This is a genomic window from Streptomyces cadmiisoli (assembly GCF_003261055.1).
GTDB lineage: Bacteria > Actinomycetota > Actinomycetes > Streptomycetales > Streptomycetaceae > Streptomyces > Streptomyces cadmiisoli.
Map to the genome: position 1 here is coordinate 6,729,839 of NZ_CP030073.1, position 22,524 is coordinate 6,752,362.

Here is a 22,524-nt window from a genome sequence, read left to right on the forward strand (position 1 = left end):
CCCGCGCTTGTCCCCCTCGCGTGGGATTACCACTCTCCGGGCCGGTTTCAACCCCGTCAACGGCACGAGCCGTTATGTCCGGACGCGGTCTTCACAAGGCCCGACTTTCGGTCAGGGGGCCGCTCCTGAAATAGTTCCCCCCGATGTTCGACATCCCTAGACTCCCTGCGACGGGGGTAACTCGGGGGACAACTCAGTGGGGCATGGAGTGCCGGAACTCGTACTGCAAACCAATGGACGAACCTGGACGCTCGACCCGTCCAGGGCATACACACTCGGACGCGATCCGCAGGGCGACATCGTGTACGACGACGCCAGGGTCTCCTGGCGCCACGCCACGGTCAGCTTCAACGGCCGCAGTTGGGTCATCGAAGACCACGGCAGCACCAACGGCACGTTCGTACAGGGGCAGCGGATCCATCAGCTGGAGATCGGCCCCGGTTCGTCGCTCAACCTGGGCAACGCGACCGACGGGCCGAAGCTGAGCCTGTCCGGAGACGCGGCGGCCGCCGCGCCCCAGTCGCAGCCCCGGCAGCAGCCGTACGCCGCTCAGGGCGCGAACCCCGGCTGGTCGCAGCAGGCGCCGCAGCCGCAGGCCCCGCAGGCCGGCTGGCAGCAGCCCGCCCAGTCGATCCCGCAGCAGCAGGGCGCGTCCGGGGGCCAGACGCCGAACATGCCCGGTGGAGGCGCGGGGGCGCCGCCGGTGTACGGGGACCGCAGCCCGACCACGTTCCACCAGTTCTCGCTGGGCCGCGTCATGCGCATCGGCCGCGCCCTGGAGAACGACCTGGTCGTCTCCGACCTCCAGGTCTCCCGCAACCACGCCGAGTTCCACTCGACGCCCGACGGTCGCATGGAGATCCGCGACCTCGGCTCGCACAACGGCACGTACGTCAACGGTCAGCCGATCGCCAAGGGCGGCTCCCAACTCCTCGGCCCGACCGACATCGTCGGCGTCGGACACTCGACGTTCCGGATCGTCGGCGACCGGCTGGAGGAGTTCGTCGACACCGGCGAGGTGTCCTTCTCCGCCCGCCATCTGACCGTCACGGTCGACGGCGGCAAGCAGATCCTCAAGGACGTCTCCTTCGGCGTCCCGGAGAAGTCGCTGATCGCGGTCATCGGCCCCTCCGGATCCGGCAAGTCGACCCTGCTCAAGGCGCTCACCGGCTACCGGCCCGCCAACGAGGGCGAGGTCCTGTACGACAACCGGAACCTCTACAAGCAGTTCGCCGAGCTGCGCCAGCGCATCGGTCTGGTCCCGCAGGACGACATCCTGCACAAGGAGCTGACCGTCAAGAAGGCCCTCAAGTACGCGGCCAAGCTCCGTTTCCCCGCCGACACCACGGCGCAGGAGCGCGAGGCCCGCATCGACGAGGTGCTGCGCGAGCTGAAGCTCGACATCCACAAGGACAAGAAGGTCACGTCCCTGTCCGGCGGCCAGCGCAAGCGTGTCTCGGTCGCCCTGGAGCTGCTCACCAAGCCCTCGCTGATCTTCCTGGACGAGCCGACCTCCGGTCTCGACCCGGGTATGGACCGCGACGTCATGCAGCTGCTGCGCGGTCTCGCCGACGACGGCCGCACGGTCCTCGTCGTCACGCACTCGGTGGCCGAGCTGGCACTGTGCGACAAGCTCCTGGTGATGGCACCGGGCGGTTCGGTGGCCTACTTCGGCCCGCCCGAGGAGGCGCTGAACTTCTTCGGCTACGACACCTGGGCCGATGTCTTCTCCGCCTTCGAGAACTACCGCGACTACGACTGGGCGGGCCGCTGGAAGGGCTCGCAGCACTACCAGATGTACGCCGCGGACATCGACGCCGTCGCCCCGCAGTCCGTACAGGTTCCGGCGATGCAGGCGATGAAGCCGCCCAAGCCGCAGGGCTGGATGTCGCAGTGGGTCACGCTGGTGCGCCGCTACACCTCGGTGATCGTCTCCGACAAGGGCTTCCTCGCCCTGATGGTGATCCTGCCGGCCGTGCTCGGCGCGGTGAGCCTGCTGATCGACGCCGACAAGGGCCTGCTGCCCAACCCGGTCAACCCGCAGACCGGCCGGATCGTCCCGAACGGCACGGCCACCACCGTGCTGCTGATCCTCGCGGTCGGCGCGTGCTTCGCCGGTGCGGCGAACTCGGTCCGTGAGCTGATCAAGGAACGGGTGATCTACGAGCGGGAGCGCGCGACCGGCCTGTCACGCTCCGCGTACCTGATGTCCAAGGTGTTCGTGCTCGGCATGATCACCGTGTTCCAGGGTCTGCTGGTCGGTGTCATCGGCTTCTCCAGCCGGGAGATCCCCGAGGAGGGCCTGGTCCTCGGCGGGCTGACGCTGGTGGAGCTGTCCCTGCCGATCATGGCGCTGGGCTTCACCTCGATGATGTTCGGCCTGATCATCTCCGCGCTGGTGAAGACCGCCGAGAAGACGATGCCGCTGCTGGTGATGTTCGCGATCATCCAGGTCGTCTTCACCGGCTGTCTGTTCGCCCTGAACGGCGCGGTCGGCGTCAACCAGTTCTCGTACCTGATGCCGTCCCGCTGGGCGGTGGGGGCCGCCGGGGCCACGCTGGACTTCAACAGGATCAGCCCGCCCGAGGAGGCCGGGAACAACGACCCGCTGTGGGAGCACACCGTCGGCGCCTGGGGCATGGACATGGCCGCGCTGCTCGCCCTCGGTGTGATCTGCGGGTTCTTCGTCGCCCGCTTCCTGCGCCGCCACGAGCCCGAGGTCATGCGCAAGTAGTCGTGCCCGCCGTACGCCGAAGGGCGGCACCCCCGTCAGGAGGGGTGCCGCCCTTCGGCGTACGGGACCGGAGGTCCGCGCCGGCCTCGGTCCACGCGGTGGTGTCAGTACGCTCCGAAGACGTTGTCGATCGAGCCGTACTTGTCCGCCGCGTAGTTCGCGGCGGCCGTGATGTTGGCGACCGGGTCGTAGATGTTCCACGACGTACCGGGGACGTGGTACGCCTGGAAGGTCGGCGGGATCACCTGGAGCAGGCCCTTGGACGGGACGCCGTTGACGGCGTTGATGTCCCAGTCGTTGATGGCGTTCGGGTTGCCCGAGGACTCCCGCATGATGTTGCGGTGCAGGCCGTGGTAGGAGCCGGGGATGCCCCGGTCCTGCATGATGTCCAGCGACTCCCGGATCCAGCCGTCGAGGTTGTCGGCGTAGCTCTTCGTCGCGGCGACGGTCTGCACCTCGACGCGCTGCGCTGCCCGGCTCGCGGCCGCCTCGGCGGCCCGCGCCTGCTCTGCCTGCCGCGCGGCGGCGGCCCGGGCGGCGGCCTTCTTCTCGGCAGCGGCCTTGGCGGCCTGCGCGGCGGCCTTCTTCTTCGCCTCGATCGCCTCGACCTTGAGGCTGGCGGTGGCCAGCTGGTCGGTGACGCTGGCCCGGACGTCCTTGACCGGCTCCGAGTGGAACACGACGGAGGACGACGGGGCGGCCTCGGTCGTGGTCGTCTGGCCGCCCGAGGGCACCGTGGTGAAGGCGAGGGCGGCGGCGCCGAGCGCGGCGACACCGACGGTAGCGATCTTGGTGTTCTTGGTCAGGGCGCGACCACGATCGCGAAGGCGAATGTTCTTGGGTATCACTGATGGACCTCTTCGAATAGCGCGGAGGTCGCTCTGCGTCCGGCGGGTGATCGTTCTTTCCCGCACTAACGCCGCGGGTGGAGACCCGCGGCGCTGAGCGACGGCAGCCATTCTTAGCGGCCGCAAAATTCCGAGGCAAAGGTGTGACCTACGACCCCGGGTAGTAGTCCATGCAGTGACAAAACGGGACAGACTGGGCTGTCTGTCCCGCTCCGACGGGAGTCTTTATCTCCTATTGACTTTCGTAAGTGATCTGCGCCCTATGTGCGGGCTCACACCCGGGGCGCACCGGTCTCACCGACCGTCGTCCGTGCGCTGCTCTGCGTAGGCCCCCTCCTCCGGAAGGAGGAGATGCACATCGCCGAACTCGTGCCAGAGGTAACGCGCCCGCAGCGCCGCTTCATACCCGCGATCGATCGCCGCCCTTCCGGCGACCGCCTCCAGCATCAGAAGGTGCGACGCCTCCGGCTCGTGGAGCCCGGTCAGCAGCCCGTCCACCACGCACACGCCCCGCTCCGGCGTGACCACCAGATCCGTCCAGCCCGCCGCGCCCCGGACCACCCCGTCCGGCCCCGCCGCGGACTCCACGGCCCGCACGGCGGTCGTACCCACCGCGATCACCCGCCCGTCGCCCGCCCGCACCGCGTTGATCAGCCGCGCCGACGCCGCCGGCACCGCGAACCGCTCCGGATACGGCGGCTCGTGCGCCTCCGCGGACGCCACCCCCGTGTGCAGCGTGACCGGCGCGAACTGCACCCCCCGGCTCACCAGCTCCGCCACCAGACGGTGCGTGAAGGGCCGCGCCGCGCTCGGCATCTCCGCGCTGCCCGCCCCGTCGGCCGACGGCAGCGCGAACACCGTCTGGTGGGCGGACAGGTCCTGGTCCCGCTCCGTATAGGAGTAGCGGATGGGCCGCCCGTGGTCCCGCAGCACCCCGAGGACCCCGGCACCGCAAGCCCGCCCCCACCACAACCGCCCGCCCCGCGCGCCGAGCGGCTCCTCCAGGACCAGCACCCCGCCCCCGGGCAGTCGCACCTCGGTCCCCTCCGGGCCGCCCCCACGGGCGCGCGTGGTGCCCCTGCCGTCCGGCTCCCGCAGCTCCACCGCCCACCGCCCGTCGTCCCCGCACGTCGAGAAGTGCACCACCACGCGCGCGTGCCCCACCCACCCGTCCACCGCGGCGGCCAGCGTGGCGGACGTGTTGACCACCAGCAGGTCCCCCGCCCGCAGCAGCCGCGGCAGCTCCACGAACGCGTGGTGCGACACCCTCGCGCCCCGCGACACCAGCAGCCGTACGGCGTCCCGGTCCAGCCCCGGCGCCCGCTGCTCCACCGGCACCCGCGCGGACAGCTCCTCCGGCACCCGCACCGCCAGCGTCATCGAGCCCCCTGCAGCAGGGCCGGCGCCCCATAGCGTCCGCTCGCCGGCCGCTCGTCCAGCAGCCGCAGGAAACCCGGCACGACGACGGCGGGCTCGGGCCGCGCACCGGCGTCGTCCGGCACGGCCGCCGCGTACAGGTCCGTGGCCATGTCGCCCGGGTCGACCGCCCACACCCGCAGCTCCGGCTCCTCGACGGCCAGCACCGCGGTCAGCTGGTCCAGGGCCGCCTTCGACGCCCCGTAGCCGCCCCACGCCCCGTACGCCTCGGCCGCCGCGTCCGAGCTGACCGAGATCACCGCCCTCGCCCCGGCCGCCCGCAGCAGCGGCAGCGCCTCCTGCACCAGGCCCAGCGCGGCCACCAGGTTCACCTCCAGTGCCCGCCGCAGCCCGTCCAGGGGCAGTTCCTCCAGGCGCACGAGCGGCTCGGCACCGAGCGCGCTCGCGTTGTTCACCAGCAGATCGACGCCGCCCAGCTTCCACGCCGCCGCCACCAGCCCGGCCCGGTGCGCGGCGTCCGTGACGTCCCCGGGCAGGGCCTCCACCCGCGTCCCGTGCGCCGAGAGCGCCGCCGCCGTCTCCCGCAGCGCCTCGGCCCCCCGCGCGTCCAGCACCAGATCCCAGCCGCGTGCGGCCAGCGCCTCGGCGAGCGCCCGCCCCAACCCCCTGGAGGCCCCCGTGATGATCGCTACCGGCATGACGCCCGTCCCCTCGTCGTTCCAGTCGTTCCGGTTGTGCCGCTCGTTCCGCACGTTGCTCGATCGGCTGCCCCCAACCTAGGAACCGGGCGGGCCGGGCCACCTCCGTCGCGGGCCGCAGAGCGGCGGGGTCCTTCGTCCTACGCCGACGGGCCGCGACCTGGGACCTAGGCCCTGCGGCCCAGGCGGGCGCGTCACCGGTCCGATCCGCGCTGTCGCACCCCGCCGGTACCGTGAGGACATGAATCACGGCCCCCGGTCCGGCCTCGCCGCGGTGAGTTCAGCGCTGCTGGCCATGAGCAGGCATCTGGAGGTGCGCGACGTCCTCAAGACGATCGTCGCCTCGGCCAGAGAGCTGCTCGACGCGCAGTACGCGGCACTCGGCGTCCCGGACGACCACGGCGGCTTCGCGCAGTTCGTGGTCGACGGCGTCAGCGACGCCCAGTGGCGGGCCATCGGCCCCCTGCCGCGCCAGCACGGCATCCTCGCCGCGATGCTCCGCGAGGCCACGCCCCAGCGCCTGGGCGACGTCCGCACCGACCCGCGCTTCGGGGGCTGGCCCGCCGCCCATCCCGAGCTGGCGGACTTCCTCGGCCTGCCGATCCGGGACGGCGACGAGGTCATCGGCGCCCTGTTCCTCGCCAACAAGAACTGCCCCAAACCGGAGGGCACCTGCGGCTTCACCGCGGAGGACGAGGAACTGCTGTCGATCCTCGCGCAGCACGCGGCGATCGCCCTGACCAACGCCCGCCTCTACGAACGCAGCCGTGAACTGACCATCGCCGAGGAGCGCTCCCGCCTCGCCCACGAACTGCACGACGCGGTCAGCCAGAAGCTGTTCTCCCTGCGACTGACGGCACAGGCGGCAGCGGCCCTGGTCGACCGCGACCCGGCCCGCGCCAAGGGCGAGCTGCAGCAGGTGGCCGTGCTCGCTGCCGAGGCCGCCGACGAACTGCGCGCCGCCGTCGTCGAACTGCGCCCCGCGGCGCTCGACGAGGACGGTCTGGTCGCCACCCTGCGCACCCAGATCCAGGTCCTCGACCGCGCCCACAGCGCGCGGGTGACCTTCACCGGCCGCGGTGTGCGCGCCCTGCCCGCGGCCCAGGAGGAGGCCGTGCTGCGGGTCGCCCAGGAGGCCCTGCACAACGCCCTGCGCCACTCCGGGGCCGACCGGGTCGACGTGACCCTGATCCGGCGCGGCAACGGCGCCGTCCTGCGGGTCGCGGACGACGGCGGCGGATTCGAACCGGGCACGGTGCGCCGGGCGGGTCGCCACCTGGGCCTGGTTTCCATGCGGGACCGGGCGAACGGCGTCGGTGGAAGCCTGACTGTGGAATCGGCGCCCGGGAAGGGCACGACCATCGAAATGGAGGTACCCGGTGGCTGAAGCGATCAAGGTGCTGCTCGTCGACGACCACCAGGTGGTCCGCCGGGGGCTGCGCACCTTCCTGGAAGTGCAGGACGACATCGAGGTCGTGGGGGAGGCCTCCGACGGTGCCGAGGGCGTCGCCCGCGCCGAGGAGCTCAGACCCGACGTCGTCCTGATGGACGTCAAGATGCCCGGCATGGACGGCGTCGAGGCACTGCGCAGACTCCGCGAGCTGGACAACCCCGCGCGCGTGCTGATCGTGACGAGCTTCACCGAGCAGCGCACCGTCGTCCCGGCCCTGCGCGCCGGCGCCGCGGGATACGTGTACAAGGACATCGACCCCGACGCCCTGGCCGGCGCCATCCGCTCCGTGCACGCCGGCCACGTCCTGCTCCAGCCGGAGGTGGCGGGCGCCCTGCTGTCCCAGGAGGAGGCCGGCTCCGGCCAGGGGAGGGCGGGCTCGCTCACCGAGCGCGAGCGCGAGGTGCTCGGTCTGATCGCCGACGGCCGCTCCAACCGCGAGATCGCCCGCGCCCTGGTGCTCTCCGAGAAGACGGTCAAGACCCACGTCTCGAACATCCTGATGAAGCTCGACCTCGCCGACCGCACCCAGGCGGCGCTGTGGGCCGTACGCCACGGGGTGACCGGCTGATCCGCACGCCCGTACGGCAACTCGGAAGGTTCCGCTCCGGGCTGAGATTCATACCGTCGTGGGAATGTCCCCCGAATGGCGCATCCTCCCTCCGCCCCCGCCGTTCTCCAAGGCGTGCTGCGGCGACTGCCGCGGCTATCGCACAGGAGGGCTCAGAAGTGAAGAACCTGAAGAAGGCGGCGGCAGTGACGATGGTGGCCGGTGGACTGGTCGCCGCCGGGGCCGGCATGGCCTCCGCCACCGACGGCGCCACGGCCGCCGGCAAGGCCCACAACTCGCCGGGCGTCCTCTCGGGCAACGTCATCCAGGCCCCGGTGCACATCCCCGTGAACGTCGTCGGCAACAGCGTGAACGTCATCGGCGTGCTGAACCCGGCCTTCGGCAACCTCGGCATCAACCGCTGAGCTGCCTGCGCCGACGGCCGGTGACCGCGCCGTTGCACTGATCCGGGCGGCCGGTCCGCCCCGGTCGCCCGGGGCGGGCCCGATCCGAACGGTGGCGGTGCGCCGTCGCGGTGGACGACGCGACCGCCGTGGTCGCCGGGCGGCGGACCCGGGTCATGCGGGCAAGCTCCCGTCCGCATCCCGGCCGACGCCCGCGGCCACACCGCCGAACTCGCCGAGGCCCGCCCCGAGCGCCCCGGAGACGAGGCGGAGCACGGTGCGGCACCCGGCCGTACACACAGGCCCCGCCGGTCCTGCACGACCGGCGGGGCCTTCCCGCGCGCCCGCACCGGGCGCCGAGTCTTCTCAGGCGGCCGACGCGTTCAGCGAGCGCCGCGCTCCCGCTCCTCCACAACCGCGTTGTACGCCGCCACCTGTGCCCGCCGAGCCGTCCGCTCCACCGGCCGCAACGCCTCCGCCCGAGCCGCCATCTCCCCGGCGCTGACCGCGCCCCCGTGTCCGTTCTCGTACGCCACGGAGATCAGCAGCCCCACCCGCTGCGCCAGCTCCAGCACCCGCACCGCCCGTCCGGGATAGCCCGGCGCCAACGCCTCCCGCCCCCGCTCGGCCCGCGCCCGGTACGCGTCGATCGCGGACTGCGCCACCGGCCCCGACCCGGCCACGTCCAGCCGCGTCAGCACCTCGGTCGCCTCCCGCAGGGCCTCCGCCAGCTCCCGCTCGGCCTCGCCCAGCGACGGCACGTCCGCGGGCGGTGCCTCCCGGACCGGCAACACATGCCAGACGACCTCCACATGGAGATCGCCCTCGGGCCCGGCCTCGGCCACCTCGGGAACCAGCCCCAGCGCACCGCCGTGGCAGATCACCGCTTCCTCGGCCTCCAGCGCTCGCGCGTTGAACTCCGGCGGCCCGCTCAGCCCCAGCGGATGCCCGGGAGCCGGCAGCGCGACCCGCAGCCCGGTGACGCCGAGCGCCCGCAGTCGCCCCAGCGCGAGCGTGAGACCGACCGGCGCCGCCTCACCGGGCAACCCCTCCACCCGGTGCACGGCGTCGTCACCGACGATGGCGAGTACGGCGTCATCCGGCGAGACAAGTCCGGCAATCAGGGCATTTCCCCAAGCGGCAAGGCGTCCGGAGCGTGGTTCGGAAAGCATGCCTCCACCCTAAGTACCGGACCGATGGAATAGACCGGCCGACCAGTGGCGTAGATTTCCTTGAGGGCTGCGCCCACCGGCGCGGCGGACCGAGCCACAGGCGTACGCAACAGCCGAGAAGGCCACACTGCAAGGGGAGACAACGCGCTCATGAGCGATGTTCTGGAACTTCAGGACGTATCCGTGATCCGTGAGGGCCGGGCTCTCGTGGACCAGGTCTCCTGGTCGGTCAAGGAGGGCGAGCGCTGGGTCATCCTCGGCCCCAACGGCGCCGGCAAGACCACCCTCCTCAACGTCGCCTCCAGCTACCTCTACCCCACCAAGGGCACCGCCACCATCCTCGGCGAGACCCTCGGCACCCCCGGCACCGACGTCTTCGAGCTGCGCCCCCGCATCGGCGTGGCGGGCATCGCCATGGCCGAAAAACTCCCCAAGCGGCAGACCGTCCTCCAGACCGTGCTCACCGCCGCGTACGGCATGACCGCCGGCTGGCACGAGGACTACGAGGAAGTGGACGAGCAGCGCGCCCGCGCCTTCCTCGACCGCCTCGGCATGTCCGACTACCTGGACCGCAAGTTCGGCAGCCTCTCCGAGGGCGAACGCAAGCGCACCCTCATCGCGCGCGCCCTGATGACCGACCCCGAGCTGCTCCTGCTCGACGAGCCCGCCGCCGGCCTCGACCTCGGCGGCCGCGAGGACCTCGTCCGCCGGCTCGGCCGCCTCGCCCGCGACCCGATCGCCCCCTCGATGCTGATGGTCACCCACCACGTCGAGGAGATCGCCCCCGGCTTCACCCACGTCCTCATGATCCGCCAGGGCAAGGTCCTCGCCGCCGGCCCCCTCGAGCTCGAACTCTCCTCCCGCAACCTCTCCCTCTGCTTCGGCCTGCCGCTCGTCGTCGAGCAGGTCGGCGACCGCTGGACCGCCCAGGGCCTCCCGCTGTCCTGAACCGGTGAAACACCCGCGAAGAGACGGGTGAGAACGCCCGCCCCAGCCCGATCGCGCCCTGTCCGCGCACGATCCGCGGTCCTACCATGACCGTGTGGAAATCGACGCGTGGGTATGGTGGTTGGTCGGAGCGACGGGGCTCGGCATCGCGCTCGTCATCACCGCGATGCCCGAACTCGGCATGCTGGCCCTGGGCGCCGTCGCGGCGTCGGTCGTCGCCGGCATCTTCGGCGGTGACGCCGTGTTCCAGGTCGTGGTGTTCGCCGTCGTCTCGACGGCCCTGATCGCCGTCGTCCGGCCCATCGCCAACCGGCACCGCGCCCAGCGCCCCCAACTCGCCACCGGCGTCGAGGCGCTGAAGGGCAGACAGGCCGTCGTGCTGGAGCGCGTCGACGGCTCCGGCGGACGCATCAAACTGGCCGGCGAGGTCTGGTCGGCCCGCTCGCTCGACGCCGGCCGCACCTTCGAGGCAGGCCAGGAAGTGGACGTCGTGGACATCGAGGGAGCCACGGCGATCGTGATGTGACCTCGCACGACGCAAGGTGGCCGAACACCTCCCGCACGGTGCGACGGTCTGTCAGACTCGACCAGCAAGATCTTCAACAACCATAAGATCTGCACCATAAGAACTGCCGAAGGTGCCGAGGCGGAAGAAGGGTACGGGGAGCGACGATGGAACCGGTCATCATCGTCCTGATCATTCTGGTGGTGTTGGTCTTCATCGCCCTGATCAAGACGATCCAAGTCATCCCACAGGCCAGCGCCGCCATCGTGGAGCGGTTCGGCCGCTACACACGCACGCTGAACGCGGGCCTCAACATCGTCGTCCCGTTCATAGACACCATCCGCAACCGCATCGACCTGCGTGAACAGGTCGTGCCGTTCCCGCCGCAGCCGGTGATCACCCAGGACAACCTGGTGGTCAACATCGACACCGTCATCTATTACCAGGTCACCGACGCACGGGCCGCCACCTACGAGGTCGCCAGCTACATCCAGGCGATCGAGCAACTCACCGTCACCACACTGCGCAACATCATCGGCGGCATGGACCTGGAGCGCACCCTCACCTCACGCGAGGAGATCAACGCGGCCCTGCGCGGCGTCCTCGACGAGGCCACCGGCAAGTGGGGCATCCGCGTCAACCGCGTCGAACTCAAGGCGATCGAACCGCCCACCTCCATCCAGGACTCGATGGAGAAGCAGATGCGCGCCGACCGAGACAAGCGCGCCGCGATCCTCCAGGCCGAAGGTGTCCGGCAGTCCGAGATCCTGCGCGCCGAGGGCGAGAAGCAGTCGCAGATCCTGCGCGCCGAGGGCGAGGCCAAGGCCGCCGCGCTGCGCGCCGAGGGCGAGGCCCAGGCGATCCGCACCGTCTTCGAGTCCATCCACGCCGGCGACCCGGACCAGAAGCTGCTCTCCTACCAGTACCTCCAGATGCTGCCGAAGATCGCCGAGGGCGACGCCAACAAGCTCTGGATCGTCCCCAGCGAGATCGGCGACGCCCTCAAGGGCCTGTCCGGAGCGCTCGGCAACTTCAACCCCATGGGCGGAGGTTCGGCCGGACCCGGCTCCGCGACCAACGGCGGCCCGGGCGCGGAGCGCCGGGAGAAGCCGAGCATCGACTGACGACGCAGTGAGGCCCCCGCACCCTACGGTGCGGGGGCCTCACTGCGTCCGGTCACCCCTCAGGCAGCGGGCTGCGACAGCCAGTCCGGAAGCGCCTCCAGATCGTCCCGGGACATCGCCAGCAGCATCGCGTCCGCCGGCGTCGGCTCGAACGGCCTGTGCAGCAGCGGCATACCCGCCTCGTCCGGCGTCCGGTTCGCCTTGCGGTGGTTGTCCTCCGCACACGACGCCACCGTGTTCAGCCAGGTGTCCTGACCACCCTGCGACCGCGGCAGCACGTGGTCCACGGTCGTCGCCCGCCGCCCGCAGTACGCGCACCTGTGCCGGTCGCGCACCAGGACACCCCGCCTCGACCACGGCGCTTGTCTTCGGAAAGGCACCCGTACGTATCTGCACAGCCTGATCACCCTGGGCGCGGGTATGTCGACCTCGGCTCCGCGCATGCGCAGTTCGGGGTGGGCCTGCTCGACCACGGCCTTGTCCTGAAGCACCAGAACCACGGCCCGGTTCAAAGTCACCGTCGACAGCGGCTCGAAGCTCGCGTTCAGTACCAGCGTGTCCCGCATAAACCAGCCCACCTCCCGTGTGCACCGGCCCACCCCTCGGCGGGCTGGGATCAACTCTGGCCGGGCTCGCCGAGATGGACAACGCAATATCTGCTGCTCCACGGGGGTGCACCCCACGGCCCCCGGCAACAAAAATGCCCGCCCCTGATCACTTCCAAGACCAGGGGCGGGCAAACGTTCAGTGAACGTCAGACTTCGGCGGGCACCTCGTACTCGCCGATGAACTGGGCACGCGCCAGCGCGTGGAAACGCAGATTGAAGCCCACGACCGCAGGGCTGGCGTCCGAGCCGGGACCGAGCTTCTCCTGATCGACGGCGTACACCGTGAACACGTACCGGTGCGGCCCGTCCCCGGGGGGCGGCGCGGCACCGCCGAAGTCCTTGGTGCCGTAGTCGTTGCGCGCCTGCACCGCTCCCTCCGGCAGACCCTCGAACTTCCCGCTGCCCGCACCGGTCGGCAGCTCCGTCACCGACACCGGGATGTCGAACACGACCCAGTGCCAGAAGCCGCTCCCGGTCGGGGCGTCCGGGTCGTAGCAGGTCACGGCGAAACTCTTGGTCTCGGGCGGAAAGCCCTCCCACCGCAGCTGCGGTGAGGTGTTGCCGGCCGCGTGGACCTGAGCGTCCTTGAGCGTCGCGCCTTCCTCCACGTCCTCACTCGTGACCGCGAACGACGGCACGGGCGGGTGGAAGTCGTGGGGGAGCGGCCGCCGCTTGAGCTCGGTCACCTGGTACCTCCTGATCGGCTGGTTCAGTGGGTTCCGAGCCTAGAACCAGTTCCGCTTGCTGCCGACCTCGGACAGCCACTGGTTGAGGTACGCCACCCAGTCGGTGCCCTGGTAGTCGTGCAGCCCCACCTGGAACGAGCGGAAGGTGTCACTGCCCTCACTGAACAGGCCGGGCTTCTTGTCCATCTCCAGCACGACGTCCATGACCTGATCGTCGGCCACGAAGCTCAACTCGACCTGGTGCAGCCCGCGGTACTGCTGCGGCGGAAGGAACTCGATCTCCTGGTAGAACGGCAGCTTCTGGCGCGTGCCCCGGATGTGCCCGCGCTCCATGTCCGCGTTCTTGAAGCGGAAGCCCAGCTGGATGAAGGCGTCGAGAATCGCCTTCTGCGCGGGCAGCGGGTGCACGTTGATCGGGTCCAGGTCACCGGAGTCCACCGCACGCGCGATCTCCAGCTCCGTGGTCACCCCGATGTGCATCCCGCGCAGCGCCTGGCCGTCGATCATCGTGATCGGCGTCTCCCACGGGATGTCCAGCCCGAACGGCACCGCGTGCACGGCGTTCGCCTGCAGCTCGAAGGCGCCGCCCAGCCGCACCTTCGTGAACTCGACGTCCTGCTTGTACTCGGTGTCCTGGCCCTCGACCTCCACCTTGGCCTGGAGCCCGACCGACAGCGCCTCGATCTGCTGGTTGACGGACCCGCCCTGGATCCGCACCTCACCCTGGACGACACCGCCCGGAACGACGTTGACCTCGGTCAGCACCGTCTCGACCGAAGCCCCACCGGCCCCCAGGCTTGCGAGCAGCTTCTTGAACGCCATGTCTCTCCCTCGTTCACTACGTCTTTGACCACTACAAACGCAATCCGGCCGTGGCCGGTTCCGCTACCCCACCCTGGCAAGGCGACCGCACCGGTCGCCACCCCGCGTCCCCGACACGTCTGCATTACCCTCGGACGGCATGATCGCGACCCTCGACCGTACGCCCCTGCCGCGGGCGTTCTTCGACCGGCCCGTACTGGACGTCGCCCCCGACCTCCTCGGCCGCATCGTCGTCCGTACGACCCCGGACGGTCCGATCGCACTGCGCCTGACGGAGGTCGAGGCCTACGACGGCCCGAGCGACCCGGGCTCCCACGCCTATCGCGGGCGCACACCCCGCAACGACGTGATGTTCGGTCCGCCCGGCCATGTGTACGTCTACTTCACCTACGGCATGTGGCACTGCATGAACCTGGTGTGCGGTCCCGGCGGACGCGCGAGCGCCGTCCTGCTCCGCGCCGGCGAGATCATCGAGGGGGCGGAGCTGACGCGCAAACGTCGACTCTCGGCCCGAAATGACAAGGAACTGGCCAAAGGCCCGGCCCGTCTGGCGACCGCGCTGGACGTCGACCGCTCCCTGGACGGCACCGACGCCTGTGCCGCCGGAGACACCCCCCTCCGAGCCCTGACGGGCACCCCGGTGCCGCCCGACCAGGTAAGGAACGGTCCCCGCACCGGAGTCGCCGGCGACGGTGGCGTCCACCCGTGGCGCTTCTGGATCGCCAACGACCCGACTGTGAGCCCCTATCGGGCCCACACCCCCAGGCGGCGCCGAAGTTGACGCGTCTGCGGAAGGTGCGTAATGTAGCCCGAGCCGCTGAACCGGGTACTGCGATCGTCAGCAGCCGGAGCGGCCAAACCACTACCTATGTCACTCCCTCAGTGGGGCTTAATTCGTCATGTCCGCATGCTCGAATTCTGATCCCGAGGAACTCGATTATGAGTTGCCGAGGGAATCGGCTAACGTAGTGAATGTCGAAAGGCCGACAGGCGAAAGCCGACAAGCCCAAGACAAACCCCGCTGACTGGGGATCAGGTCGAGAAAAGGTCTGATAGAGTCGGAAACACCGAAGGGAAGCGCCCGGAGGAAAGCCCGAGAGGGTGAGTACGAAGGAAGCGTCCGTTCCTTGAGAACTCAACAGCGTGCCAAAAGTCAACGCCAGATATGTTGATACCCCGTCTCCAGCATCTGCTGGGGCGAGGTTCCTTTGAAATAACACAGCGAGGACGCTGTGAACGGTCGGATTATTCCTCCGATCGTTCCGCTCTCGTGGTGTTCGCCCCGATCACGGGGAAGCATTCACGGAGAGTTTGATCCTGGCTCAGGACGAACGCTGGCGGCGTGCTTAACACATGCAAGTCGAACGATGAAGCCCTTCGGGGTGGATTAGTGGCGAACGGGTGAGTAACACGTGGGCAATCTGCCCTGCACTCTGGGACAAGCCCTGGAAACGGGGTCTAATACCGGATATGAGCCTCTTCCGCATGGTTGAGGTTGTAAAGCTCCGGCGGTGCAGGATGAGCCCGCGGCCTATCAGCTTGTTGGTGAGGTAACGGCTCACCAAGGCGACGACGGGTAGCCGGCCTGAGAGGGCGACCGGCCACACTGGGACTGAGACACGGCCCAGACTCCTACGGGAGGCAGCAGTGGGGAATATTGCACAATGGGCGAAAGCCTGATGCAGCGACGCCGCGTGAGGGATGACGGCCTTCGGGTTGTAAACCTCTTTCAGCAGGGAAGAAGCGAAAGTGACGGTACCTGCAGAAGAAGCGCCGGCTAACTACGTGCCAGCAGCCGCGGTAATACGTAGGGCGCAAGCGTTGTCCGGAATTATTGGGCGTAAAGAGCTCGTAGGCGGCTTGTCACGTCGGTTGTGAAAGCCCGGGGCTTAACCCCGGGTCTGCAGTCGATACGGGCAGGCTAGAGTTCGGTAGGGGAGATCGGAATTCCTGGTGTAGCGGTGAAATGCGCAGATATCAGGAGGAACACCGGTGGCGAAGGCGGATCTCTGGGCCGATACTGACGCTGAGGAGCGAAAGCGTGGGGAGCGAACAGGATTAGATACCCTGGTAGTCCACGCCGTAAACGGTGGGCACTAGGTGTGGGCAACATTCCACGTTGTCCGTGCCGCAGCTAACGCATTAAGTGCCCCGCCTGGGGAGTACGGCCGCAAGGCTAAAACTCAAAGGAATTGACGGGGGCCCGCACAAGCGGCGGAGCATGTGGCTTAATTCGACGCAACGCGAAGAACCTTACCAAGGCTTGACATACACCGGAAACGTCTGGAGACAGGCGCCCCCTTGTGGTCGGTGTACAGGTGGTGCATGGCTGTCGTCAGCTCGTGTCGTGAGATGTTGGGTTAAGTCCCGCAACGAGCGCAACCCTTGTCCCGTGTTGCCAGCAGGCCCTTGTGGTGCTGGGGACTCACGGGAGACCGCCGGGGTCAACTCGGAGGAAGGTGGGGACGACGTCAAGTCATCATGCCCCTTATGTCTTGGGCTGCACACGTGCTACAATGGCCGGTACAATGAGCTGCGATACCGTGAGGTGGAGCGAATCTCAAAAAGCCGGTCTCAGTTCGGATTGGGGTCTGCAACTCGACCCCATGAAGTCGGAGTCGCTAGTAATCGCAGATCAGCATTGCTGCGGTGAATACGTTCCCGGGCCTTGTACACACCGCCCGTCACGTCACGAAAGTCGGTAACACCCGAAGCCGGTGGCCCAACCCTTGTGGAGGGAGCTGTCGAAGGTGGGACTGGCGATTGGGACGAAGTCGTAACAAGGTAGCCGTACCGGAAGGTGCGGCTGGATCACCTCCTTTCTAAGGAGCACTTCTTAATCAGCTTCGGCTGGTTCAGAGGCCAGGATGCGAGCGAACGTCTCGCACTGGTTGCTCATGGGTGGAACGTTGACTATTCGGCCAGGTCTTGGGTCGGGGGCTGCTAGTACTGCTCGTCAGAGCGTGGAACGCATGATCTTCGGACGGGAGCTGGCCGGGCACGCTGTTGGGTGTCTGAGGGAATGAACTTCCCCTCAGCTGCCGGCCCCGGTAAAAGTCCGCTTCGGTGGGCTGTGACGGGTGGTTGGTCGTTGTTTGAGAACTGCACAGTGGACGCGAGCATCTGTGGCCAAGTTTTTAAGGGCGCACGGTGGATGCCTTGGCACCAGGAACCGATGAAGGACGTGGGAGGCCACGATAGTCCCCGGGGAGTCGTCAACCAGGCTTTGATCCGGGGGTTTCCGAATGGGGAAACCCGGCAGTCGTCATGGGCTGTCACCCGCTGCTGAACACATAGGCAGTGTGGAGGGAACGAGGGGAAGTGAAACATCTCAGTACCCTCAGGAAGAGAAAACAACCGTGATTCCGGGAGTAGTGGCGAGCGAAACTGGATGAGGCCAAACCGTGTACGTGTGAGACCCGGCAGGGGTTGCGTATACGGGGTTGTGGGATCTCTCTTTTGCGGTCTGCCGGCCGTGAGACGAGTCAGAAACCGTTGATGTAGACGAAGGACATGCGAAAGGTCCGGCGTAGAGGGTAAGACCCCCGTAGTCGAAATGTCAGCGGCTTGTTTGAGAGACACCCAAGTAGCACGGGGCCCGAGAAATCCCGTGTGAATCTGGCGGGACCACCCGCTAAGCCTAAATATTCCCTGGTGACCGATAGCGGATAGTACCGTGAGGGAATGGTGAAAAGTACCCCGGGAGGGGAGTGAAATAGTACCTGAAACCGTGTGCCTACAAGCCGTGGGAGCGTCGGAATGTGCTTGCACATTCTCGTGACTGCGTGCCTTTTGAAGAATGAGCCTGCGAGTTTGCGGTGTGTTGCGAGGTTAACCCGGGTGGGGTAGCCGTAGCGAAAGCGAGTCCGAACAGGGCGTTTTTAGTAGCACGCTCAAGACCCGAAGCGGAGTGATCTAGCCATGGGCAGGTTGAAGCGGAGGTAAGACTTCGTGGAGGACCGAACCCACCAGGGTTGAAAACCTGGGGGATGACCTGTGGTTAGGGGTGAAAGGCCAATCAAACTCCGTGATAGCTGGTTCTCCCCGAAATGCATTTAGGTGCAGCGTCGTGTGTTTCTTGCCGGAGGTAGAGCACTGGATAGGCGATGGGCCCTACCGGGTTACTGACCTTAGCCAAACTCCGAATGCCGGTAAGTGAGAGCGCGGCAGTGAGACTGTGGGGGATAAGCTCCATGGTCGAGAGGGAAACAGCCCAGAGCATCGACTAAGGCCCCTAAGCGTACGCTAAGTGGGAAAGGATGTGGAGTCGCACAGACAACCAGGAGGTTGGCTTAGAAGCAGCCACCCTTGAAAGAGTGCGTAATAGCTCACTGGTCTAGTGATTCCGCGCCGACAATGTAGCGGGGCTCAAGCGTACCGCCGAAGTCGTGTCATTGCAGCATGTAGGGCCAACGCCCGCTGTGATGGGTAGGGGAGCGTCGTCTGCCGGGTGAAGCAGCACCGGAAGGTAGTTGTGGACGGTTGACGAGTGAGAATGCAGGCATGAGTAGCGATACAAACGTGAGAAACGTTTGCGCCGATTGACTAAGGGTTCCTGGGTCAAGCTGATCTGCCCAGGGTAAGTCGGGACCTAAGGCGAGGCCGACAGGCGTAGTCGATGGATAACCGGTTGATATTCCGGTACCCGCTGTGAAGCGTCAAACATCGAGCATCGTGATGCTAAGGCCGTGAAGCCGCCCTGATCTCTTCGGAGTTGAGGGGAGTGGTGGAGCCGCCGGACCAAGCGGTTAGTAGGTGAGTGATGGGGTGACGCAGGAAGGTAGTCCATCCCGGGCGGTGGTTGTCCCGGGGTAAGGGTGTAGGCCGTGCGATAGGTAAATCCGTCGCACTTGAGGCTGAGACCTGATGCCGAGCCGATTGTGGTGAAGTGGATGATCCTATGCTGTCGAGAAAAGCCTCTAGCGAGTTTCATGGCGGCCCGTACCCTAAACCGACTCAGGTGGTCAGGTAGAGAATACCGAGGCGTTCGGGTGAACTATGGTTAAGGAACTCGGCAAAATGCCCCCGTAACTTCGGGAGAAGGGGGGCCACGCCTGGTGAGAGCATTTACTGTTCGAGCTGGGGGTGGCCGCAGAGACCAGCGAGAAGCGACTGTTTACTAAAAACACAGGTCCGTGCGAAGCCGTAAGGCGATGTATACGGACTGACGCCTGCCCGGTGCTGGAACGTTAAGGGGACCGGTTAGCTCCATTTCGGTGGGGCGAAGCTGAGAACTTAAGCGCCAGTAAACGGCGGTGGTAACTATAACCATCCTAAGGTAGCGAAATTCCTTGTCGGGTAAGTTCCGACCTGCACGAATGGCGTAACGACTTCTCGACTGTCTCAACCATAGGCCCGGTGAAATTGCACTACGAGTAAAGATGCTCGTTTCGCGCAGCAGGACGGAAAGACCCCGGGACCTTTACTACAGTTTGATATTGGTGTTCGGTTCGGCTTGTGTAGGATAGCTGGGAGACTTTGAAGCTTGGACGCCAGTTCAGGTGGAGTCGTCGTTGAAATACCAGTCTGGTCGTGCTGGATGTCTAACCTGGGTCCGTGATCCGGATCAGGGACAGTGTCTGATGGGTAGTTTAACTGGGGCGGTTGCCTCCTAAAGAGTAACGGAGGCGCCCAAAGGTTCCCTCAGCCTGGTTGGTAATCAGGTGTTGAGTGTAAGTGCACAAGGGAGCTTGACTGTGAGACCGACGGGTCGAGCAGGGACGAAAGTCGGGACTAGTGATCCGGCGGTGGCTTGTGGAAGCGCCGTCGCTCAACGGATAAAAGGTACCCCGGGGATAACAGGCTGATCTTCCCCAAGAGTCCATATCGACGGGATGGTTTGGCACCTCGATGTCGGCTCGTCGCATCCTGGGGCTGGAGTCGGTCCCAAGGGTTGGGCTGTTCGCCCATTAAAGCGGTACGCGAGCTGGGTTTAGAACGTCGTGAGACAGTTCGGTCCCTATCCGCTGTGCGCGTAGGAGTCTTGAGAAGGGCTGTCCCTAGTACGAGAGGACCGGGACGGACGAACCTCTGGTGTGCCAGTTGTTCTGCCAAGGGCATGGCTGGTTGGCTACGTTCGGGAGGGATAACCGCTGAAAGCATCTAAGCGGGAAGCCTGCTTCGAGATGAGGGCTCCCACCCACTTGATGGGGTAAGGCTCCCAGTAGACGACTGGGTTGATAGGCCGGATATGGAAGCACGGTAACGTGTGGAGTTGACCGGTACTAATAGGCCGAGGGCTTGTCCTCAGTTGCTCGCGTCCACTGTGTCAGTTCTGAGGCAACGAACAGTTGCCGGCTTTGAGCCGAACAGACAATTGAAGAGTGTGCTTGTTCGCTCGAAACCAATAGGGTTTCGGTGGTTATAGCGTGAGGGAAACGCCCGGTTACATTCCGAACCCGGAAGCTAAGCCTCACAGCGCCGATGGTACTGCAGGGGGGACCCTGTGGGAGAGTAGGACGCCGCCGAACAATCTTTGAAAGGACCCCTGGTCACCAGCGATAAGCTGGGACCAGGGGTCCTTTTTGTTTTCCAGAGCGCGCCGGATGCACGGCTGCGCGAGAATGACTTGCGGTACCAAAGACAGGAGTCACCGATGTCCACCAACTCTCCCGAGGAACGACCGGAGCGCGACCAGCGCCGACGGGATGGTGGAGACCGCGGCGACCGTGGTGGTTACCGTGGCGGGGACCGTCGTGACCAAGGCGGCTTCCGGCGCGACAACGACCGGCGCGACAACAACCGTGGCGGCCACGACCGTGACCGTGGCGGATACGGCCGTCGTGATGATCGGCGTGGTGACGACCGTCGTGACGACCGCCGCGGTGACGACCGCGGTGATCGCGGCGGTTTCCGCCGTGACGATCGGCGGGACGACCGCCGCGACGACCGCCGTGACGGTGATCGGGGCGGGTACGTTCGGCGTGACGGCGACCGTGGTGGTGCGCGTCCGTCGGTCCAGCGTGACGACCGTGACCGCGGGCCGCGTCGGGACGACCGAGGCAGCCGCGCCGGTGGTTTCCGCCGTGACGATCGAGGCGGACGCCCTGGCGGCTTCCGTCGTGACGACCGCGATGACCGTCCCACCCCCCGCCGTGACGACCACCGCGGCGGATACGGCTCGCGTGACGATCGCCGCGGGGACGACCGTGGGGACCGAGGCGGATTCCGTCGCGACGATCGGCGGGATGACCGGCGCGACGACCGCCGTGACGACCGTCCCTCCTTCCGGCGGGATGACAGCCGTGGCAGCTACGGCCGGCGGGACGATCGCCGTGATGACCGGCGGGACGACCGTCCCTCCTTCCGGCGGGATGACAGCCGTGGCAGCTACGGCCGGCGGGACGACCGCCGTGATGACGGCGACCGAGGCTTCCGGCGTGATGACCGAGGCGACCGAGGCGATCGGAACGACCGAGGTTTTCGCCGTGACGACCGTGGCGACCGTGGTGGGTTCCGGCGGGACGACCGTGGCGGGTTCCGGCGCGACGACCGTGGCGACCGTGGTGGTTTCGAGCGTCGCGGCGATGACCGCGGCGACCGTGGGAACTACGAGCGTCGGGGTGATGACCGCGGGGATCGTGGTGGCTTCGAGCGTCGGGGTGACGATCGTGGCGACCGCGGCAGTTATGCGCGTCGGGACGACAGCCGCGGTGATCGTGGTGGGTTCCGCGGCCGTGACGACCGTGGGGCGCGCGGGCCGCGCCGGGACGACCGCGGTGGGCGGCCCGGTGGTTTCCGGGGCCGTGACGACCGGCGCGGTGGCACCGGTGGCCCCCGGTTCCGTGACGATCGGGACCGGGACAGGGACCGTGAGCCGATCAAGCGGCTGCCGATCCCCGAGGACGTGACCGGCGACGAGATCGACAAGGACGTACGGCAGGAACTGCAGAGCCTGCCGAAGACGCTCGCGGAGGACGTCGCCAAGAACCTGGTGATGGTCGCCAGGCTCATCGACGAGGACCCCGAGGGTGCCTACGGCTACTCCAAGGTCGCGCTGCGGCTGGCTTCCCGTGTGGCGGCCGTGCGTGAGGCGGCCGGGTTCGCGGCGTACGCGAACCAGAAGTACGGAGAGGCGCTGGCCGAGTTCCGGGCGGCACGTCGGATGACGGGCAGTGTGGAGCTCTGGCCCGTCATGGCCGACTGCGAGCGTGGGCTGGGGCGGCCTGAGAAGGCGCTGGACATGGCCGGGGCGCCCGAGGTGCACAAGCTGGACAAGGCCGGGCAGGTCGAGATGCGCCTGGTCGCGGCCGGTGCGCGACGCGACATGGGGCAGCTCGAGGCAGCCATCGTGACGCTGCAGAGCCCGGAACTGGCTTCCAGCTCCGTGCAGTCGTGGACCGCCCGGCTGCGGTACGCCTACGCCGACGCGCTGCTCGCCGCCGGTCGGGAGCGTGAGGCGCGTGAGTGGTTCGCGAAGGCCGTCGAGGCGGACCGGGACGGCAGCACCGATGCCTCGGACCGGCTCGCCGAGCTGGACGGCGTGGAGTTCGTCGACGCGCTCGACGCGCTCGACGAGAGCGACGACGGCGACAGCGTCCGTGCGGACGGCGACTCGGAGGCGGACGATCAGCAGGACCGCGAGGAGTGACGTCGGCC

At 67.5% G+C, this 22,524-nt stretch carries 16 protein-coding genes, 3 rRNA genes and 1 pseudogene; 13 read left to right on the forward strand and 7 right to left on the reverse strand.

Annotation, left to right across the window (positions count from 1 at the left end; all coding sequences use genetic code 11):
• Positions 1-208: 208 nt before the first annotated feature.
• Positions 209-2,734, forward strand: coding sequence for an ABC transporter ATP-binding protein/permease (locus DN051_RS29540; protein WP_199314705.1), 2,526 nt, complete (start codon positions 209-211; stop codon positions 2,732-2,734).
• A gap of 104 nt (positions 2,735-2,838) precedes the next feature.
• On the opposite strand, the gene DN051_RS29545 is transcribed toward DN051_RS29540, so the two are convergent.
• From DN051_RS29545 to DN051_RS29555, 3 genes are all read right to left on the reverse strand, one after another.
• Entirely contained in the window at positions 2,839-3,579 is a 741-nt protein-coding gene (locus DN051_RS29545) for a transglycosylase SLT domain-containing protein (RefSeq protein ID WP_053759643.1), read from the reverse strand.
• 297 nt (positions 3,580-3,876) lie between these two features.
• Positions 3,877-4,962, reverse strand: a complete 1,086-nt coding sequence (locus tag DN051_RS29550) for an S-adenosylmethionine:tRNA ribosyltransferase-isomerase (protein ID WP_112439858.1) — start codon at positions 4,960-4,962, stop codon at positions 3,877-3,879.
• Positions 4,959-5,657, reverse strand: coding sequence for an SDR family NAD(P)-dependent oxidoreductase (locus tag DN051_RS29555; RefSeq protein ID WP_112442504.1), 699 nt, complete (start codon positions 5,655-5,657; stop codon positions 4,959-4,961). Before DN051_RS29555 ends, DN051_RS29550 begins: the two co-directional genes overlap by 4 nt.
• 241 nt (positions 5,658-5,898) lie before the next feature.
• On the opposite strand from DN051_RS29555, the gene DN051_RS29560 reads away from it, so the two are divergent.
• The 3 genes from DN051_RS29560 to chpE all read left to right on the forward strand — a co-directional run bounded on the left by DN051_RS29560 (position 5,899) and on the right by chpE (position 8,082).
• Positions 5,899-7,044 (forward strand): GAF domain-containing sensor histidine kinase, encoded by a 1,146-nt coding sequence (locus tag DN051_RS29560; RefSeq protein ID WP_053759626.1) that lies wholly within the window; start codon positions 5,899-5,901, stop codon positions 7,042-7,044.
• Positions 7,037-7,678: a response regulator gene (locus DN051_RS29565; RefSeq protein ID WP_053759627.1), complete on the forward strand. Its 642-nt coding sequence runs from the start codon at positions 7,037-7,039 to the stop codon at positions 7,676-7,678. Before DN051_RS29560 ends, DN051_RS29565 begins: the two co-directional genes overlap by 8 nt.
• Before the next feature lie 158 nt (positions 7,679-7,836).
• Positions 7,837-8,082 carry a chaplin ChpE gene (chpE, locus tag DN051_RS29570; protein ID WP_053759628.1) on the forward strand — a complete coding sequence of 82 codons (246 nt, stop codon included), beginning with the start codon at positions 7,837-7,839 and terminating at the stop codon, positions 8,080-8,082.
• A gap of 362 nt (positions 8,083-8,444) precedes the next feature.
• On the opposite strand, the gene DN051_RS29575 is transcribed toward chpE, so the two are convergent.
• The gene (locus DN051_RS29575) at positions 8,445-9,233 is read right to left on the reverse strand and encodes a hypothetical protein (RefSeq protein WP_053759629.1); all 789 of its coding nucleotides are present in this window, start codon (positions 9,231-9,233) and stop codon (positions 8,445-8,447) included.
• Positions 9,234-9,383: 150 nt separating this feature from the next.
• Between DN051_RS29575 and DN051_RS29580 the strand changes: the two genes are divergently transcribed.
• The 3 genes from DN051_RS29580 to DN051_RS29590 all read left to right on the forward strand — a co-directional run bounded on the left by DN051_RS29580 (position 9,384) and on the right by DN051_RS29590 (position 11,810).
• Positions 9,384-10,181, forward strand: coding sequence for an ABC transporter ATP-binding protein (locus DN051_RS29580; protein WP_053759630.1), 798 nt, complete (start codon positions 9,384-9,386; stop codon positions 10,179-10,181).
• Between the two features lie 94 nt (positions 10,182-10,275).
• Positions 10,276-10,707 carry an NfeD family protein gene (locus tag DN051_RS29585; protein ID WP_079000994.1) on the forward strand — a complete coding sequence of 144 codons (432 nt, stop codon included), beginning with the start codon at positions 10,276-10,278 and terminating at the stop codon, positions 10,705-10,707.
• Between the two features lie 146 nt (positions 10,708-10,853).
• Complete coding sequence (locus DN051_RS29590) at positions 10,854-11,810, forward strand: SPFH domain-containing protein (RefSeq protein ID WP_053759631.1); 957 nt, start codon at positions 10,854-10,856, stop codon at positions 11,808-11,810.
• Between the two features lie 59 nt (positions 11,811-11,869).
• Here the strand turns inward: DN051_RS29590 and DN051_RS29595 are convergent, their stop codons facing one another.
• The 3 genes from DN051_RS29595 to DN051_RS29605 all read right to left on the reverse strand — a co-directional run bounded on the left by DN051_RS29595 (position 11,870) and on the right by DN051_RS29605 (position 13,926).
• Positions 11,870-12,376 carry an HNH endonuclease gene (locus DN051_RS29595; RefSeq protein WP_053759632.1) on the reverse strand — a complete coding sequence of 169 codons (507 nt, stop codon included), beginning with the start codon at positions 12,374-12,376 and terminating at the stop codon, positions 11,870-11,872.
• 188 nt (positions 12,377-12,564) lie between these two features.
• Entirely contained in the window at positions 12,565-13,104 is a 540-nt protein-coding gene (locus DN051_RS29600) for a YbhB/YbcL family Raf kinase inhibitor-like protein (protein WP_112439860.1), read from the reverse strand.
• Positions 13,105-13,143: 39 nt separating this feature from the next.
• Positions 13,144-13,926 carry a sporulation protein gene (locus DN051_RS29605; protein ID WP_053759634.1) on the reverse strand — a complete coding sequence of 261 codons (783 nt, stop codon included), beginning with the start codon at positions 13,924-13,926 and terminating at the stop codon, positions 13,144-13,146.
• 139 nt (positions 13,927-14,065) lie between these two features.
• On the opposite strand from DN051_RS29605, the gene DN051_RS29610 reads away from it, so the two are divergent.
• The 6 genes and pseudogenes from DN051_RS29610 to DN051_RS45930 all read left to right on the forward strand — a co-directional run bounded on the left by DN051_RS29610 (position 14,066) and on the right by DN051_RS45930 (position 22,516).
• Positions 14,066-14,707, forward strand: coding sequence for a DNA-3-methyladenine glycosylase (locus tag DN051_RS29610; protein ID WP_112439862.1), 642 nt, complete (start codon positions 14,066-14,068; stop codon positions 14,705-14,707).
• A 518-nt stretch (positions 14,708-15,225) separates the two neighbouring features.
• Positions 15,226-16,748: ribosomal RNA gene (locus tag DN051_RS29620) — 16S ribosomal RNA — on the forward strand.
• A 305-nt stretch (positions 16,749-17,053) separates the two neighbouring features.
• Positions 17,054-20,174: ribosomal RNA gene (locus DN051_RS29625) — 23S ribosomal RNA — on the forward strand.
• Between the two features lie 105 nt (positions 20,175-20,279).
• Positions 20,280-20,396, forward strand: a 5S ribosomal RNA gene (rrf, locus tag DN051_RS29630).
• The 16S, 23S and 5S rRNA genes sit together here, the layout of an rRNA operon.
• A gap of 311 nt (positions 20,397-20,707) precedes the next feature.
• Positions 20,708-21,514: pseudogene (locus DN051_RS47835) on the forward strand (hypothetical protein); the annotation flags it as partial.
• Positions 21,515-21,754: 240 nt separating this feature from the next.
• On the forward strand, positions 21,755-22,516 hold the full coding sequence (locus tag DN051_RS45930; protein WP_199315006.1) for a tetratricopeptide repeat protein: 762 nt from the start codon (positions 21,755-21,757) through the stop codon (positions 22,514-22,516).
• Positions 22,517-22,524 lie beyond the last annotated feature (8 nt).